Annotated in this window: 16 protein-coding genes and 1 tRNA gene; 6 read left to right on the forward strand and 11 right to left on the reverse strand. The window is 64.1% G+C overall.

Annotation, left to right across the window (positions count from 1 at the left end; genetic code table 11):
* Positions 1-15: 15 nt before the first annotated feature.
* The 6 genes from argB to rpmH form a co-directional block, all read right to left on the reverse strand.
* A complete protein-coding gene (gene argB / locus P6U28_RS34625) occupies positions 16-903 on the reverse strand; it encodes an acetylglutamate kinase (RefSeq protein ID WP_122406003.1) in 888 nt (295 codons plus the stop codon).
* Between the two features lie 226 nt (positions 904-1,129).
* Positions 1,130-1,495 (reverse strand): DUF423 domain-containing protein, encoded by a 366-nt coding sequence (locus P6U28_RS34630; protein WP_162500660.1) that lies wholly within the window; start codon positions 1,493-1,495, stop codon positions 1,130-1,132.
* Entirely contained in the window at positions 1,495-2,148 is a 654-nt protein-coding gene (gene yihA / locus P6U28_RS34635) for a ribosome biogenesis GTP-binding protein YihA/YsxC (RefSeq protein WP_122406001.1), read from the reverse strand. The genes P6U28_RS34630 and yihA overlap by 1 nt, the downstream gene beginning before the upstream one ends.
* A 166-nt stretch (positions 2,149-2,314) precedes the next feature.
* Positions 2,315-4,171, reverse strand: a complete 1,857-nt coding sequence (gene yidC, locus P6U28_RS34640; RefSeq protein WP_129144553.1) for a membrane protein insertase YidC — start codon at positions 4,169-4,171, stop codon at positions 2,315-2,317.
* A gap of 16 nt (positions 4,172-4,187) precedes the next feature.
* Complete coding sequence (gene rnpA, locus P6U28_RS34645; protein ID WP_407120653.1) at positions 4,188-4,604, reverse strand: ribonuclease P protein component; 417 nt, start codon at positions 4,602-4,604, stop codon at positions 4,188-4,190.
* 26 nt (positions 4,605-4,630) lie between these two features.
* Positions 4,631-4,765, reverse strand: coding sequence for a 50S ribosomal protein L34 (gene rpmH / locus P6U28_RS34650; RefSeq protein ID WP_008542748.1), 135 nt, complete (start codon positions 4,763-4,765; stop codon positions 4,631-4,633).
* Between the two features lie 349 nt (positions 4,766-5,114).
* Between rpmH and P6U28_RS34655 the strand changes: the two genes are divergently transcribed.
* The 3 genes from P6U28_RS34655 (at position 5,115) to queD (ending at position 7,494) form a co-directional block, all read left to right on the forward strand.
* Positions 5,115-6,614 (forward strand): HAMP domain-containing sensor histidine kinase, encoded by a 1,500-nt coding sequence (locus P6U28_RS34655; RefSeq protein ID WP_122405998.1) that lies wholly within the window; start codon positions 5,115-5,117, stop codon positions 6,612-6,614.
* A 362-nt stretch (positions 6,615-6,976) separates the two neighbouring features.
* A tRNA-Arg gene (locus P6U28_RS34660) sits at positions 6,977-7,053 on the forward strand.
* 84 nt (positions 7,054-7,137) lie between these two features.
* Positions 7,138-7,494: a 6-carboxytetrahydropterin synthase QueD gene (gene queD, locus P6U28_RS34665; RefSeq protein WP_407120654.1), complete on the forward strand. Its 357-nt coding sequence runs from the start codon at positions 7,138-7,140 to the stop codon at positions 7,492-7,494.
* A gap of 224 nt (positions 7,495-7,718) precedes the next feature.
* On the opposite strand, the gene rnk is transcribed toward queD, so the two are convergent.
* The 3 genes from rnk to P6U28_RS34680 form a co-directional block, all read right to left on the reverse strand.
* Positions 7,719-8,132: a nucleoside diphosphate kinase regulator gene (gene rnk, locus P6U28_RS34670; protein ID WP_122405996.1), complete on the reverse strand. Its 414-nt coding sequence runs from the start codon at positions 8,130-8,132 to the stop codon at positions 7,719-7,721.
* A 9-nt stretch (positions 8,133-8,141) separates the two neighbouring features.
* The gene (locus P6U28_RS34675; RefSeq protein WP_209295464.1) at positions 8,142-8,627 is read right to left on the reverse strand and encodes a GreA/GreB family elongation factor; all 486 of its coding nucleotides are present in this window, start codon (positions 8,625-8,627) and stop codon (positions 8,142-8,144) included.
* A gap of 254 nt (positions 8,628-8,881) precedes the next feature.
* Complete coding sequence (locus P6U28_RS34680; RefSeq protein ID WP_129144556.1) at positions 8,882-9,658, reverse strand: IclR family transcriptional regulator; 777 nt, start codon at positions 9,656-9,658, stop codon at positions 8,882-8,884.
* A 101-nt stretch (positions 9,659-9,759) separates the two neighbouring features.
* Here P6U28_RS34680 and P6U28_RS34685 point away from each other — a divergent pair, with 101 nt between their 5' ends.
* Positions 9,760-10,293, forward strand: a complete 534-nt coding sequence (locus tag P6U28_RS34685) for a tripartite tricarboxylate transporter substrate-binding protein (protein WP_407120655.1) — start codon at positions 9,760-9,762, stop codon at positions 10,291-10,293.
* A 263-nt stretch (positions 10,294-10,556) separates the two neighbouring features.
* On the opposite strand, the gene P6U28_RS34690 is transcribed toward P6U28_RS34685, so the two are convergent.
* Entirely contained in the window at positions 10,557-11,099 is a 543-nt protein-coding gene (locus P6U28_RS34690; protein WP_407123138.1) for a VOC family protein, read from the reverse strand.
* Between the two features lie 203 nt (positions 11,100-11,302).
* On the opposite strand from P6U28_RS34690, the gene P6U28_RS34695 reads away from it, so the two are divergent.
* Positions 11,303-12,184, forward strand: coding sequence for a LysR family transcriptional regulator (locus P6U28_RS34695; RefSeq protein WP_129144558.1), 882 nt, complete (start codon positions 11,303-11,305; stop codon positions 12,182-12,184).
* Between the two features lie 74 nt (positions 12,185-12,258).
* On the opposite strand, the gene P6U28_RS34700 is transcribed toward P6U28_RS34695, so the two are convergent.
* Positions 12,259-12,585 (reverse strand): hypothetical protein, encoded by a 327-nt coding sequence (locus P6U28_RS34700; protein ID WP_122406974.1) that lies wholly within the window; start codon positions 12,583-12,585, stop codon positions 12,259-12,261.
* A 129-nt stretch (positions 12,586-12,714) separates the two neighbouring features.
* On the opposite strand from P6U28_RS34700, the gene P6U28_RS34705 reads away from it, so the two are divergent.
* Positions 12,715-13,035 carry a hypothetical protein gene (locus P6U28_RS34705; protein ID WP_244607835.1) on the forward strand — a complete coding sequence of 107 codons (321 nt, stop codon included), beginning with the start codon at positions 12,715-12,717 and terminating at the stop codon, positions 13,033-13,035.
* Positions 13,036-13,070 lie beyond the last annotated feature (35 nt).

The following is a 13,070-nucleotide window of genomic DNA, read 5'->3' on the forward strand; positions in this document are numbered from 1 at the left end:
TTTTCCGCTCCCGCATCACTTGTGGATCAGCGTGCCCGTGCCCTGGTTGGTGAAGAGCTCGAGCAGCACCGCGTGCTGCATCTTGCCGTCGATGATGACGACGCCCTGCACGCCCTGTTCGAGCGCGTAGATGCAGGTCTCGACCTTCGGGATCATGCCGCCCGAAATGGTGCCGTCGGCGATCAGCTTTCGCGCGTCCTTGATCGACAGCTCCGGAATGAGCTTCTTGGACTTGTCGAGCACACCAGGCACGTCGGTGAGCAGCAACAGGCGCTTGGCCTTCAGCGCGCCCGCGACCGCGCCGGCAAAGGTGTCGGCGTTGATGTTCAGCGTCTGGCCGTCGTGCGACGTCGCGAGCGGCGCCAGCACCGGGATCAGCTCGTAACCGATCAGCTGGTTGAGCAGCGTGAGGTCGACCTTCTCGGGGTCCCCGACGAAGCCGAGATCGACCGCCTTCTCGATATGCGAGTCCGGATCCATGATGGTGCGCGTCGTCTTCGACGCCTTCACCATGTTGCCGTCCTTGCCGCAGAGGCCGACGGCCTTGCCGCCGGCCTCGTTGATGTAGCCGACGAGCTGCTTGTTGATCGAGCCCGCCAGCACCATCTCGACGATCTCGATGGTCGCGGCATCGGTGATGCGCAGACCCGCGGCGAATTCCGAGACGATGCCGAGGCGCTTGAGCATGGTCGCGATCTGCGGCCCGCCGCCATGCACCACGACAGGATTGATCGCGGTCTGCTCGAGCAGCACGATGTCGCGGGCAAAGTTCTTCGCAGTCTCCTCATCGCCCATGGCATGGCCGCCATATTTGATGACGATGGTTTCCTCGTCATACTGCTGCATGTGCGGCAGCGCTTCGGACAGGATGCGGGCCTGGTCGAGCGGGGAGATGTCGGTCATATCGCGGTCTCGCTGGCGGGTCGGTCGGTGCGCGTTCTATCCGATTGGCGGGGGCAGCGCAAAGCGATGTTCTTCCCCTCTCCCCTCGTGGGTCTCCTCGTGGGAGAGGGTGCCTTGCGAAGCGAGGCGGGTGAGGGGCCTCTCTCCGCGAGCACTCCTGTGGAGAGACACCCCTCATCCGGCGCTTCGCGCCACCTTCTCCCACAAGGGGAGAAGGAAGAAAGCATCACTTGCTAGGCACCAGCGCCGCCAATGTCACCGTCAGCCAGCTCAAGATCATCACCGTTCCCCCGGTCGGCGCCGCGTACGGAAACAGCGAGTGTCCGGCATATTGCCGCAAGGTGAGATCGCCCGCGAACAGCGCGGCCCCGATCACGAAGCCGAACGCCGCCACGAGTCCAATTCCGCCGTGCAGAAGGCCGCGCGCGAGCAAGGCGACGGTCGCGAGTATGGCCGTTGCATGAAACAGCAGCATGGCGCTCGCCGAGGCAAGCCGGCCGGCATCGGCGCCATGAGCGGAGGCGGCGGCCAGCGCAACGCCGGCGGCGCCCGTCAAACCGGCAAGCCCAAGCAACAGGCGGTGCGCGAGCATCACGGGGCCCGCTCTTCCAACAGCTTCGCCATCGCGGCGCGCAAGCTCTCCATGCCGGTCGAGCTGCGTGACGAGGTCGCGAGCACGGTCGGGAACGCGGCCGGGTGTTTGGCCAGCGCGGCCTCGGTCTCGGCGATGCGCGTTTGAAGCTCGGCGGCTTTCACCTGGTCGGCCTTGGTCAGCACGATCTGGTAGCTGACGGCGGAGCGATCGAGCGTCTTGAGGACTTCGAGATCGACGTCCTTGAGGCCGTGCCGTGCGTCGATCAGCACGTAGACGCGCGCCAGCGACGCGCGTCCCAGCAGGAATTTGTGGATCAGCTCGGTCCAGGACGCGACCTGGCTCTTGGGCGCCTTGGCGTAGCCGTAGCCGGGCATGTCGACGAGCCGCAGGTCGGTCTTGCCGGGGACCTCGAAGAAGATCAGCTCCTGGGTGCGGCCCGGCGTATGCGAGGTGCGCGCGAGGTTGTTGCGGCCGGTGAGCGCGTTGATCAGGCTGGACTTGCCGACATTGGAGCGGCCGGCAAAGGCGATCTCCAGCCCCGCCATCGGCGGCAGCGTTTCGATCGAGGGCGAGGCCCAGATGAACTGCCAGTCGCGGGCGAATAGTTTTCGCCCGGCTTCGATCAGTCGCTCATCGGTCTTGTCGTTCATCCGCTCGGTCTACCCTCTCGTCGTGGCCGGGCAAAAGCGCGAAGCGCGTCTTCCCGTTCAGATGTCCCGGCCATCCACGTCTGGCTGTCGAGCACCCTCCTAAACGTGGATGCCCGGGACAAGCCCGGGCACGACGACGTGGAGGCATTTGCGCCCGCAATGACGATTACGTCGCCTTCCTCGCGAACGTCGCCTTGAGATTGTCGAGCAGCTCCACCTTCACGCCGTTGCGGCGCATGATGTAGCTCTGCTGGATCACCGAGAGCAGGTTGTTCCAGGCCCAGTAGATCACGAGGCCTGCCGGGAAACCGGCCAGCATGAAGGTGAAGATCAGCGGCATCCAGTTGAAGATGATCTGCTGCGTCGGATCCGGCGGCGTCGGGTTCAGCTTCATCTGGAACCACATCGTGATGCCCATGATGATCGGCCAGATGCCGAGCGCGAGGTAATGGCCGAACACCGGAATCGTGGTCGGATCGAACGGGATCAGTCCGAACAGGTTGAACAAATTGGTCGGATCCGGCGCGGAGAGGTCCTTGATCCAGCCGATGAACGGCGCGTGCCGCATCTCGATGGTGACGAACAGCACCTTGTACAGTGAGAAGAACACCGGGATCTGGATCACCACGGGAAGACAGCCGGCGACCGGGTTGATCTTCTCCTTGCGGTAGATTTCCATCATCTCCTGCTGCTGCTTCACCTTGTCATCAGGGTAGCGCTCCTTGAGCGCCTGAAGCTGCGGCTGGATCGACTTCATCTTCGCCATCGAGGCGTAGGACTTGTTCGCCAGCGGGAAGAACAGCAGCTTCACGATCACGGTGACGAGCAGGATCGAGATGCCGAAATTGCCGAAGAAGCGGTAGAAGAAGTCGAGGCCGAGGAACATCGGCTTGGTGATGAAGTAGAACCAGCCCCAGTCGATCAACAGATCGAAATGGTTCAGCCCCAGCGCCTTGTTGTAGCCGCCGAGACCCGCAAACGGGAACACGCCGACGACGCCGGCTTCCTTGGCGCCGGCGAACAGCCGCGCATTGGCGGTCCCGGTGCCGCCGATCGCGATGGTGACGGGATCGAGCAGATAGTCGGTCTGGTAGGTGTGGAGATTGCCCGATGGGTTCGACGAGAATCGCGCCTGCAGCTTGGCGTTGGTGTCGGGCAGCAGCGCCGAGGCCCAGTACTTGTCGGTGATGCCGAGCCAGCCGTTGATGACGTTGTTGAAGTTCACCTGCTTGGCTTCGTCCACCTTCTTGTAAGCGTATTCCTGCAAGCCCTGGTCGCCGAGATAGCCGATCAGGCCTTCATGCAGGATGTAATAGCCCGAAACTTGCGGCGCGCCGTGGCGCGAGATCAGCGCGAACGGATAGAGCGTGACAGGCGCATTGCCGACATTGCTCACCTCGTCCTTGACCGTGAAGAGATAATGGTCGTCGACCGCAATGGTGCGGCGGAAGGTGAGGCCGTCGCCATTGTCCCATTTCAGCACCACCGGGCTCGTCGGCGTCAGGCTGCCGCTGCCCTCCTGCTGCCAGACGGTCTGGGCATCGGGCATCTTCGCCGTGACGCCCGTCGCCGCCACCCAGCCGAATTCGGCGTAATAAGGCTCGGCGGTGCCCGAGGGCGAATAGAGGACGATCGGCGGCGATTTCGGGTCGACGGTTTCGCGGAATTGCACCAGCGCGATGTCGTCGATGCGGCCGCCCTTCAGCGAGATGCTGCCGGCGATGCGCGGCGTGTCGATCTTCACGCGCGGGCTGGCGGCGATCGCGGCGTCGCGGCTGACGACCGGCTGCGCCTGCTGGTTCGCGGCCGGAGTGGACGGCTGTGCCGTGCTGCCGGGCTGCGGCGCGGCGCCGGGCGTTGCGGAGGCCGTCGGCTGCGGCGTGCTGCCCTTCTGGAGCTCGGACTGCGCCTGCTGCTGGGCGCGCTGCTTCTCCATCTGGGGCACATTGTAGAAATATTGCCAGGCGATCAGGACGAGGCCCGACAGAATGACGGCGAGAATGGTATTGCGATTGTCGGTCATCTCTAATGTCTCGTCATCAATCCGGTTTGCGGCTGGCGGGGGCGCCTGGCCTCTGGCCACGTGCTTTCGCGGGACCTTTGCTCGGGCCCTTGTCTGTCCCCTTGGCCGTATGCCGCGCGGGCTTAGAGAGGGCTATGCGCAGATCGTCGAGCATGGTGGCGAAGTCGCGCGAGAGCGCGTCCCTTCGGCCGACCAGGACATAATCATGATGGGGCTGCATCGACACCGGATCGAGCCGCTTCACCAATTCGCGAAGCCGGCGCCGGATGCGATTGCGCTCGGGGGCGTTGCCGTTCTTTTTGGTGACGGTGAAGCCGATCCGGATCGGACCGAGATCATCGCGGCGGCGGCTCTGCAGGACGAACGCGGGACTATTCACCCGCGCGCCATTGGCAACGGCGAGGAAATCCGGCCGCTGCCTCAGCCGATCCATGATGAAATCCCAAAAGGGGGTCCGGCTCAGGCGCTCAGACGCTTGCGGCCGCGGGCGCGGCGGGCGGCGAGAACCTTGCGGCCGCCGGCAGTGGCGAGGCGGGCGCGGAAGCCGTGACGGCGCTTGCGCACCAGTTTGCTGGGTTGATAAGTCCGCTTCACGGGTTTTTCTCCGCTGACCGGGCAATTTGCCTGTAGAATTGATGGTAGAGTCCGGAAGATGCGGCCCAAAACGGGCCCTTTTCGGCCCCAAGAGAGCCGCTCCCGGTGTCGCACCGGGTCATCGCGGACAATTCGCGCGGCTTATAAGGGAGCGCCTTCTTTTCGTCAACGCCGCACAAGCGCGCGATTCTCGTCAATATCGCTGTTTGCGCGGGGTTTTTAACTCTTGAGGTGGCGACTCGCGATATCAGCGCCTACATCCTACCTCGGTAGATTAGCGATCCGTAATTTGACCGCACTGCGGACGGGTCGCATCCTCGATCAGCCAAGGCCAACAGGGGCGAATTTCGTGGCATCCACAGATCGCCAGCCGATCCAGGATCTGGATCAGCCGGACCAGCCGGCGATGCGGCCCCGCGGCTCGCGCGGGCTCGGGCTATCTGGCAAGCTGCTGCTGCTCACCATTCCCCTGGTGATGATCGCCGCCGTGCTGCTCTACGTGCCCGCCATCGCCAATTTCTGGGTCAACCGGCTGAATGACCGCGTTGCGGCGGCCAACACGGCGGCGCTGGTGCTGGATGCGGCACCGCTCGGCATGGTGCCTGATTCGCTGTCGCGTCAGATCCTGAAAAGCATCAATGCCCGCGCCGTCGCCATCAAGATGGGCCAGCAGCGCCGGTTGCTCGCCAGCGACAACATTCCCTCCGCCATCGAGCATGACATCGACCTGCGCGACATGACCGCCTGGGAGGCGATCACCGGCTCGTTCCGGATGATGCTGGAGACCGGCAACCAGGCCATCCGCGTCGTCGGTCCCGGGGTCGGCAATGCCCAGTTCATCGAGATCGTCACCGACGAGCTGCCGCTGCGGCGGCAGATGTACCGCTTCTCCCGCAACGTCGTGGTGGTCGCGCTGATCATCGCGGTCTTGACCGCGGGCCTCGTCTATCTCGCTCTCCATTATCTCTTCGTGCGGCCGATGCGGCGGCTGACCGCGAGCCTGGTCGGCTTCCACGAGAACCCCGAGAGTTCGGCCGGGATCATCGTGCCGAGCCAGCGCAGCGATGAGATCGGGGTGGCCGAGCGCGAATTGTCGGACATGCAGCGCGATCTGATGTCGATGCTGAACCAGAAGAGCCGGCTCGCGGCGCTCGGCCTTGCTGTCTCCAAGATCAATCACGACCTGCGCAATCTGCTCGCCTCGGCCCAGCTGCTGTCGGACCAGCTCGCCAGCGTGCCGGATCCGCGGGTGCAGCGCTTTGCGCCCAAGCTCGTGCGCTCGCTCGAGCGCGCCATCGCCTTCTGCCAATCGACATTGTCTTATGGCCGCGCCCAGGAGGCCGCGCCCGACCGCCGCATGATCCTGATCGAGCCCGTGGTGATGGAGGTGCGCGAGACCGCAGGCCTCACCAACGACGCCTCGATCGCCTGGGTCGCTGCGATCGAGCGCGGGCTCGCGGTCGATGCCGATCCCGACCAGCTGTTCCGCGTATTGCTCAACCTCGTCCGCAACGCCGCCCAGGCGCTCGAAAGCCATGCCTCGGGTGAGGGCCGGGTGCAGCAGATCCGGATCACCGGAAAGCGCGAAGGCGCCGTCGCCATTATCGAGGTCTCCGACACCGGTCCCGGCGTTCCCCAGAAGACTCGGGAGCACCTGTTCGAGGCCTTCCAGACCTCCGGCCGCCCCGGCGGCAGCGGCCTTGGCCTTGCCATCGCCGCCGAGCTGGTCCGCGCCCATGGCGGCGACATCCACCTGGTCGAAGGCACCATCGGCGCCACCTTCCGCATCGTCATCCCCGACCGTCCCGTGGAACTGCTCTCCATCCGCAACGAGCGGCAGAGGGCCTAAAGCATGATCCGGAAAAGTGCGAAGCGGTTTTCCGGAAAGATCATGCGTAAACAACAAGCTAAAGCGCGATGACGATTCATCCAAATCTCATCGCGCTTTAGGTCGGCCAGAGGCCTACAGCCTCGCGTCATTCCGGGGCGCGCGTAGCGAGAACCCGGAATCCGAGGTTTTGCGCGACATTCCGGGTTCGATGCTGCGCATCGCCCCGGAATGACATTCAAACCGTTATCGCCCTGCAAAATCTCCCCATCCCGGACCTTGCCAACGCCGGCAAGAGCGGTTAGTCAGAGCGCTCTTTCGCACCCCCTCCGGCTCCGCCCGGGGGGCTGCTTGCGGGTCATGCCCGCGCTGTTTGCGAAAACGCGCCCGTAGCTCAGCTGGATAGAGCATCAGACTACGAATCTGAGGGTCGGACGTTCGAATCGTTCCGGGCGCGCCATTCTTCGGCGGAAGGTCAGGACAAGGCAGCATCTGGTCGCCAGACCGGCTCGAGACCGGATGGCCGCGCCGTGTGAGGAGCTGGATGAGGATATCGCAGGCGTTCAAGTTCGAAGCGGCGCATCGGCTGCCAAACGTGCCCGAGACTCACCGGTGCAGCCGGCTGCATGGTCATTCCTATCGGGTCGAGGTCCGGTTGGACGGTCCGGTGGACCCGCACACCGGCTTCGTCGCGGACTTCTTCGATATCGAGAAAAGCTTCGCCGACATCATGGCCGCGCTGGACCACCACTGCCTGAACGAGGTCGATGGGCTCGCGAACCCGACCGCCGAGAATATCGCGGTCTGGATCTGGGATCGGTTGCAGCCGAGCCTACGGCAGCTGTGGGCGGTCCGCGTCTACGAGACGGCGGACTGCTGGGCCGAATATCAGGGGCGGTGACGGCGGCCCTGCCCGGGCCTCACTATGGTGTCGTGCCCATCTTCGCCGGTTATGGCGCGGTTGCACTTCTTGCGCTGCTGCACCCTGGCGATCCGCGGCCCGTTGGCCTTCCCTGCGGAGCGACCACTCTATTCAGGGCTCTCGTCGGGGGCCGATGGGACGTGCCGTCGAAAATCCATTCTGTCATGGAAGCAAGACGGCGCCATCGGGTCGGACGAAGCCCCTCACTCGTGGACGGCGAGAACGGTCAGGCCTCTGGTGCGTTTGTCGGGCGTCTCGAATTCGATCCGCTGTCCGGCCGAGAGGCCGATCAGCGCCGCTCCGACGGGCGTCAGGATCGAGATCCGGTTGAGCTCGATATTCGCCTCGTGCGGATAGACGAGCACGATCTCCCGCCTCGCGCCGGTCTCGTCATCGCGATAGGTCACTTTCGACCCCATCCTGATCACGCCTTGCAAGTCGTTCTCTTCCGTGACCGTCGCACGTTCCAGCTCCCGCGCCAGGAATTGGGCGACACGGGGAAACAGATCCATCGTTGAATTCGCCAGCGCGCTGAGGCGTCGCGATTCGGCTTCTGCGATCTTGATCGGCGGCAACGCCGGCTGTTCTCGCCGAGTCCCGGCGTCGAAGTTGCGCATTGAACTCTCCTATGCTGCAGTTGGTCCAGGATCGTCATCGAACGGCTCGCCTCGCCGAGCCCTCCGGAAGAGGGGCACGACGTTCGGGCCTGATCGGGTCACGTTCTGAACCCTGACGACGTTCAGGCAGCCGGCAACGACGTACGGCATTTGATCGCCTGCCTTCAGTCCGATCAAAGCCGCCCCCAGGGGTGTCAGGACTGAAATGCGGGCGGGATCCGACGAGCACTCCTCGGGCCACATTAATTGCACCGTGCCGGGCGGAGCGCCCCGGTTCGTGCAATAGGTGACCCACGATCCCACGGTCACCAGCGAGCGGAGATCGTCCGACTCGTCCGGCACGATCTCGGCCCGGTTGATCTCACCCATGAGGAAGATGCCGTCCAAGTCCCCTTTTTCGGCGGCACGGCGCGCAAGCTGTTCGAGCCGCGGATAGTCAGATGCGATGAGCGCGATTCTTGGAAGAGGGAGCACGGCACACTCCTTCGGCTTCAATACGACCTCTCGGGTGGAGGCCACGAAAGCTGGAAAAGAGCCCGGACGGCGCGAACACCGTCCGGCTAACCGCCTGCTTGGAGGCGGCCGGCGTGAAGACCAAAACGCGCGGTGCGCGCATCTATGTCGACGACATATGCCATGACATGCGCACTATAGTGATTCATTCCGCTGGAAACATTGCGGCGAAACCGCACAGCCGCAAGCGATTGCAGGTTCCAGTCGCGGCATGCGCCCACCGATGCCGATGTACTTCATCCGCTTCGCAGCACCTCCATGCACTTGGCCGCGAACGCGTTGAGGTACGCGCCAAGCTCGCTCGCCAGCGCGTCGGAGCGCTCGACGTTCTGCAGGCTCATGTTGAGTGCGTAGACCGGAAGCCCGTCCAGCACGATGGGCGTTGCGACGGCAAGAACGGCGGGCTGCCACGACACCGCACAATAGCCGTCGCGTTGGACGGAGCTGATCGATCTCCTGATGTCCGCAAGCAGCGCCTTGGTCGCGGCAGCGCTGCGCCGTCTGAACAGTTTCAGCAATCGCTCGCGCTCGGGCTCTGGAATGCCGGCGAGATAGGCGCGGCCGAGCGAGGTCAGCTCCATCGGGACCTGCTGGCCGGCGACGACGTTGCGCAGCGCCGCGCGCGGGCTGTAGCGGATCGACTCCAGATAAACCATCATGGTTCTATCAGCCGTCGCGAGCCCGACGTTCAGCCGGCGCTTGGCCGATTCCGCCCGCATCATCGGGCCGATCGCATTGAGCACGGGTGATCCCGTGCGCATGGCATGGCCGATGCTGATGACGGACGCCGCAAGGCGGTAGGTCCGCTGGCTGCGGACCTCGTCGAGCATTCCGGAATTGACCAGCGTTCGTGTCAACCGGCTGACCGTCGATCGCGGCAATCCGGTTCGCTCCGCAATCTCGCCGTTGCCCAGCGTGTCGACGCCGGGCCGGAAAGCCCTGATGATCTCGATGCCCCTTTCGAGCGACCGGTTGCCATCAACCCCGCCCGCATATCTGCGCATCTGTGCCACATCCATCCTCCCCGCCATTTCCACTCAGTGGAATTAAGGGGATGTCCGGGGGGTGCAAGCCGCTATCGGTGATCGATCCGACGCCAGCCACGGAGCTTGCCATGTCCTATCAGCTCATGTCCTATCAGCTCATCGAATTTTCCGTCGAGGCCGGTGTTGCGACGATCGCCTTCAACCGGCCGGAACGGCGCAATGCCATGAGCGACGACATGCGCGCAGGCGCGGCGCCTGCGATCAGCGATCTCCTGGGCGGGCAGATCGACGTGATGTTCACAACCGTGGCCAGCGCGGCCTCGCTGGTGGCTGCGGGGCAGCTCCGGGCGCTGGCCGTCACATCGGCTGAACGTTCAGCCGCGTTCCCGCAATTGCCGACCGTTGCTGAGGCGGGAGTGCCCGGCTACGCCGCCGAGTCCTGGTATGGACTGTACGCGCCGGCCAAGACACCCGCGCCGGTGATTGCGCGCCTGAACCAGGCGGTCGCGAAGGCCGTTCAGTCCGGCGCCTTCAAGCAGCTGGAGGCCAACGAAGGTCTCATCATGGTCGGCAGCGCTCCCGAACAGCTCGATCGCTATGTTGGGCAGGAGGAGGACCGCTGGCGCAAGCTGGTCAAGGACGCGAACATCGAGGTGCAATAGTCCAGGGGATTCCGTCGCCGGGAAGCGGATCGGAAAGGTTCCGGGGCCTTTGGGCGCAAGCCACCGCCCTTCGCCGACGAGCTGATCGTAAGCCTTGTGCAGGGGCGCCGCGTTCGCGCACTGCGGCGGACCGCCAGTTCAAGATGCGCTCGACACGACATCCCGAACGAGGGACCTCGCGACGTCCGGGTCCGCGTGGGCGATTGTGGCCATGACGAAAGCGACCGTCACGTCGACGATCAGCCGATATGACGAGGCTCAATCTATCCTTGCTGGATCGGGGATTCGGACGATCCCTCCGCCGCCAATTTTTCGACATCGAGCGGCTTGCTGACAATCTTCAACGAGCCGTCGGGATTGCGCGGCCACTCTTCCTCAGGTCGATCCCAGTAGAGCTCGACGCCATTGCCGTCCGGGTCGCGGAGATAGATCGCCTCCGAACCACCGTGGTCGCTCGCACCGGTGAGCTGGACGGCCGCTGCTCGGAGGCGGCGGAGTGCGTCGCCGAGCGCGGCTCGCGTCGGATAGACAAAGGCAACGTGGTGGAGGCCCGTCGATCCTTCAGGTGGCGGCGAACCGCCCCGGCTCTCCCAGGTGTTGATCGCGACGTGGTGATGATAGCCGCCGGCGGCGAGGAACGCTGCTTCGTTGCCAATCAGTCCGTGCAGGCCGAAGCCGAGCACCCCGCAATAGAACGCAAGTGATCGCTCGAGGTCCGCTACCTTCAGATGAACATGCCCGACGCGACGCGCGGGTCGATCGGTTCGCTGTCGGCCACCGGCGTGATCAGTCCCGTCATCCTTCAGCTCCTTAAAGCATGATCCGGAAAAGTGTGCAGCGGTTTTCCGAAAGGATCATGCTCAAACAACAACCTGAAGCGCGATGGTGATTCATCCTGATCCCATCGCGGTTTAGGGCCTTCCCCGATCGAAGCAGATCGCAGAAGCCGTTTCGCGGCAAGTCAGGATAATCTGGAATTACTGTCCATAATTCTGCATAATGAACGGCAATGCGCATCGATGAGATCAGTGTCTTCGTCCAGGTGCTGGAGGCAGGCAGCTTTGCCGGCGCTGCCCGAAGGCTCCGCATGCCCGCCAGCACGGTGAGCGCAAAGGTGGCGGCGCTCGAACAGCGCCTCGGTGTCAGCCTGATCCGGCGTACGACCCGCAAGCTCCGCGTCACGCCGGCGGGCCAGGCTTATTTTGAACGGTGCCGCGCCGGGCTTCGTGAGATCGAGGCAGCCGAAGCTGCAATTACGTCGGAGGCGGGAAGCCTCAGTGGCCTCCTTCGGCTCACAGCGGCCGTCGACATCGCGCAAAGTCTACTGCCGCCCATCATCAGCACGTTTCGCGAAACGTTCCCGATGGTGAAAATCGAGCTGATTGTAACGGACCGGATCGTCGACATGATCGCCGAAGGCGTCGATCTCGCCATCCGGGTCGGCCCGCTGCGCGATTCCAGCCTGGTGACCAGGTCTTTTGTGACGGGCCCGTCGGGACTGTTTGCAAGCCAACACTATCTCGACCGACGCGGCGTCCCCAGTCATGTGGATGATCTCAAACACCACGACCTGATTGGATTCGGCAAGCCTTGGGCCCGTCCTCTGCCCATGCTGATGGGAAAGCGGAAGGTCAGCATCGATCTATCGGGCGACCTGACCTGCGATGACCTGTTGACGGTAAGAACCTTCGTCGCGATGGGACTGGGGATCGGATTCCTGCCGGCCTTTTTCGCAGACCAACAACGGCTAGTGCGCGTGCTGCCAGCTCTTCGCTCGCCCCTGACCGGACTCTATTTCGCCTACCCTGCGCAGAAATACGTGGCAGCGCGGGTCAAAAGGTTCATCACCTTTGCAGTCACGAGTGTGAGCCGCCTGCGCCTGCATCCGTAGTCTCGGCGGCGCGTTGATCGCTTCGATCGGAATGCCGGTGCTTGCCCAGAGCCTTCGCCGCGGGTGATCGGCCTTCACCGCAGGCCCTGTTCGTCGATCAGAATGCGGTGGATCTCGATGCGTTCGGGCAGCTCGATCAGGAATTCCGCGTCGCGTGCGAGATGATGGACCTTGGTCGGCTCGCCCTTGGTGAAAGCCGTCATGGCTGCGATGTCCGGCCAGTAGGAGATGGTCGTGAACCATGTCTCCTCACCGCGGTCCTCGCGCAATTGCTGCACACCGAGCGCGGTCTTCAGCAGCGGCGGAATGCCCTCCGCTTGCAGATAGGCCTGGTAGGCGTCGGCGGCGTCGCGGCGGGTGCGGCCGCGCCAGATGCGGGCGATGGTCGGTTTGGTCGGCATGATCGACTCCCTTGCGGGCGAACGCCGTGCTGCGCGCTCCCGTTCCAGCGTCTCCATGTCGCGGCCGCCGCCAGCCGCTCGGCATGTGGTGCCCGGTTGCCGCGGCGTATACCGGCGTCTTCACGCTCGGTGGCCGGTTCTTGGCGGCGCCGCCGCGAATATGCCGTGGTGTCGGAGAATTGCGTCACGCCCGTTCCCGCCTCGATCGATCGCACCAGCGCGCCGCTGCTCGGCTGCGCGGTGACGACCGCGCTCGGTGTCGTCAACAACGATGCGCAGATCGCCATTGGCGAAGCCGTCGTCGTTTTCGGGGCCGGCGGCGTCGGATTGAACATCGTGCAATTTGCCGCGATGGCCGGCGCCGGCATGGCCGAGCCGCGTGCCATGATGGCTTCGCGCGGCCGTAACCGGCGGTTAACCATGGATATTTACGGTGTGACAAGCCTCTGAGCTTTGACAGTCAAGTTGATTTCGAGTCCAACCCC

It is taken from the genome of Bradyrhizobium sp. STM 3561 (assembly GCF_045571455.1).
In the GTDB taxonomy this organism is placed as follows: domain Bacteria; phylum Pseudomonadota; class Alphaproteobacteria; order Rhizobiales; family Xanthobacteraceae; genus Bradyrhizobium; species Bradyrhizobium vignae.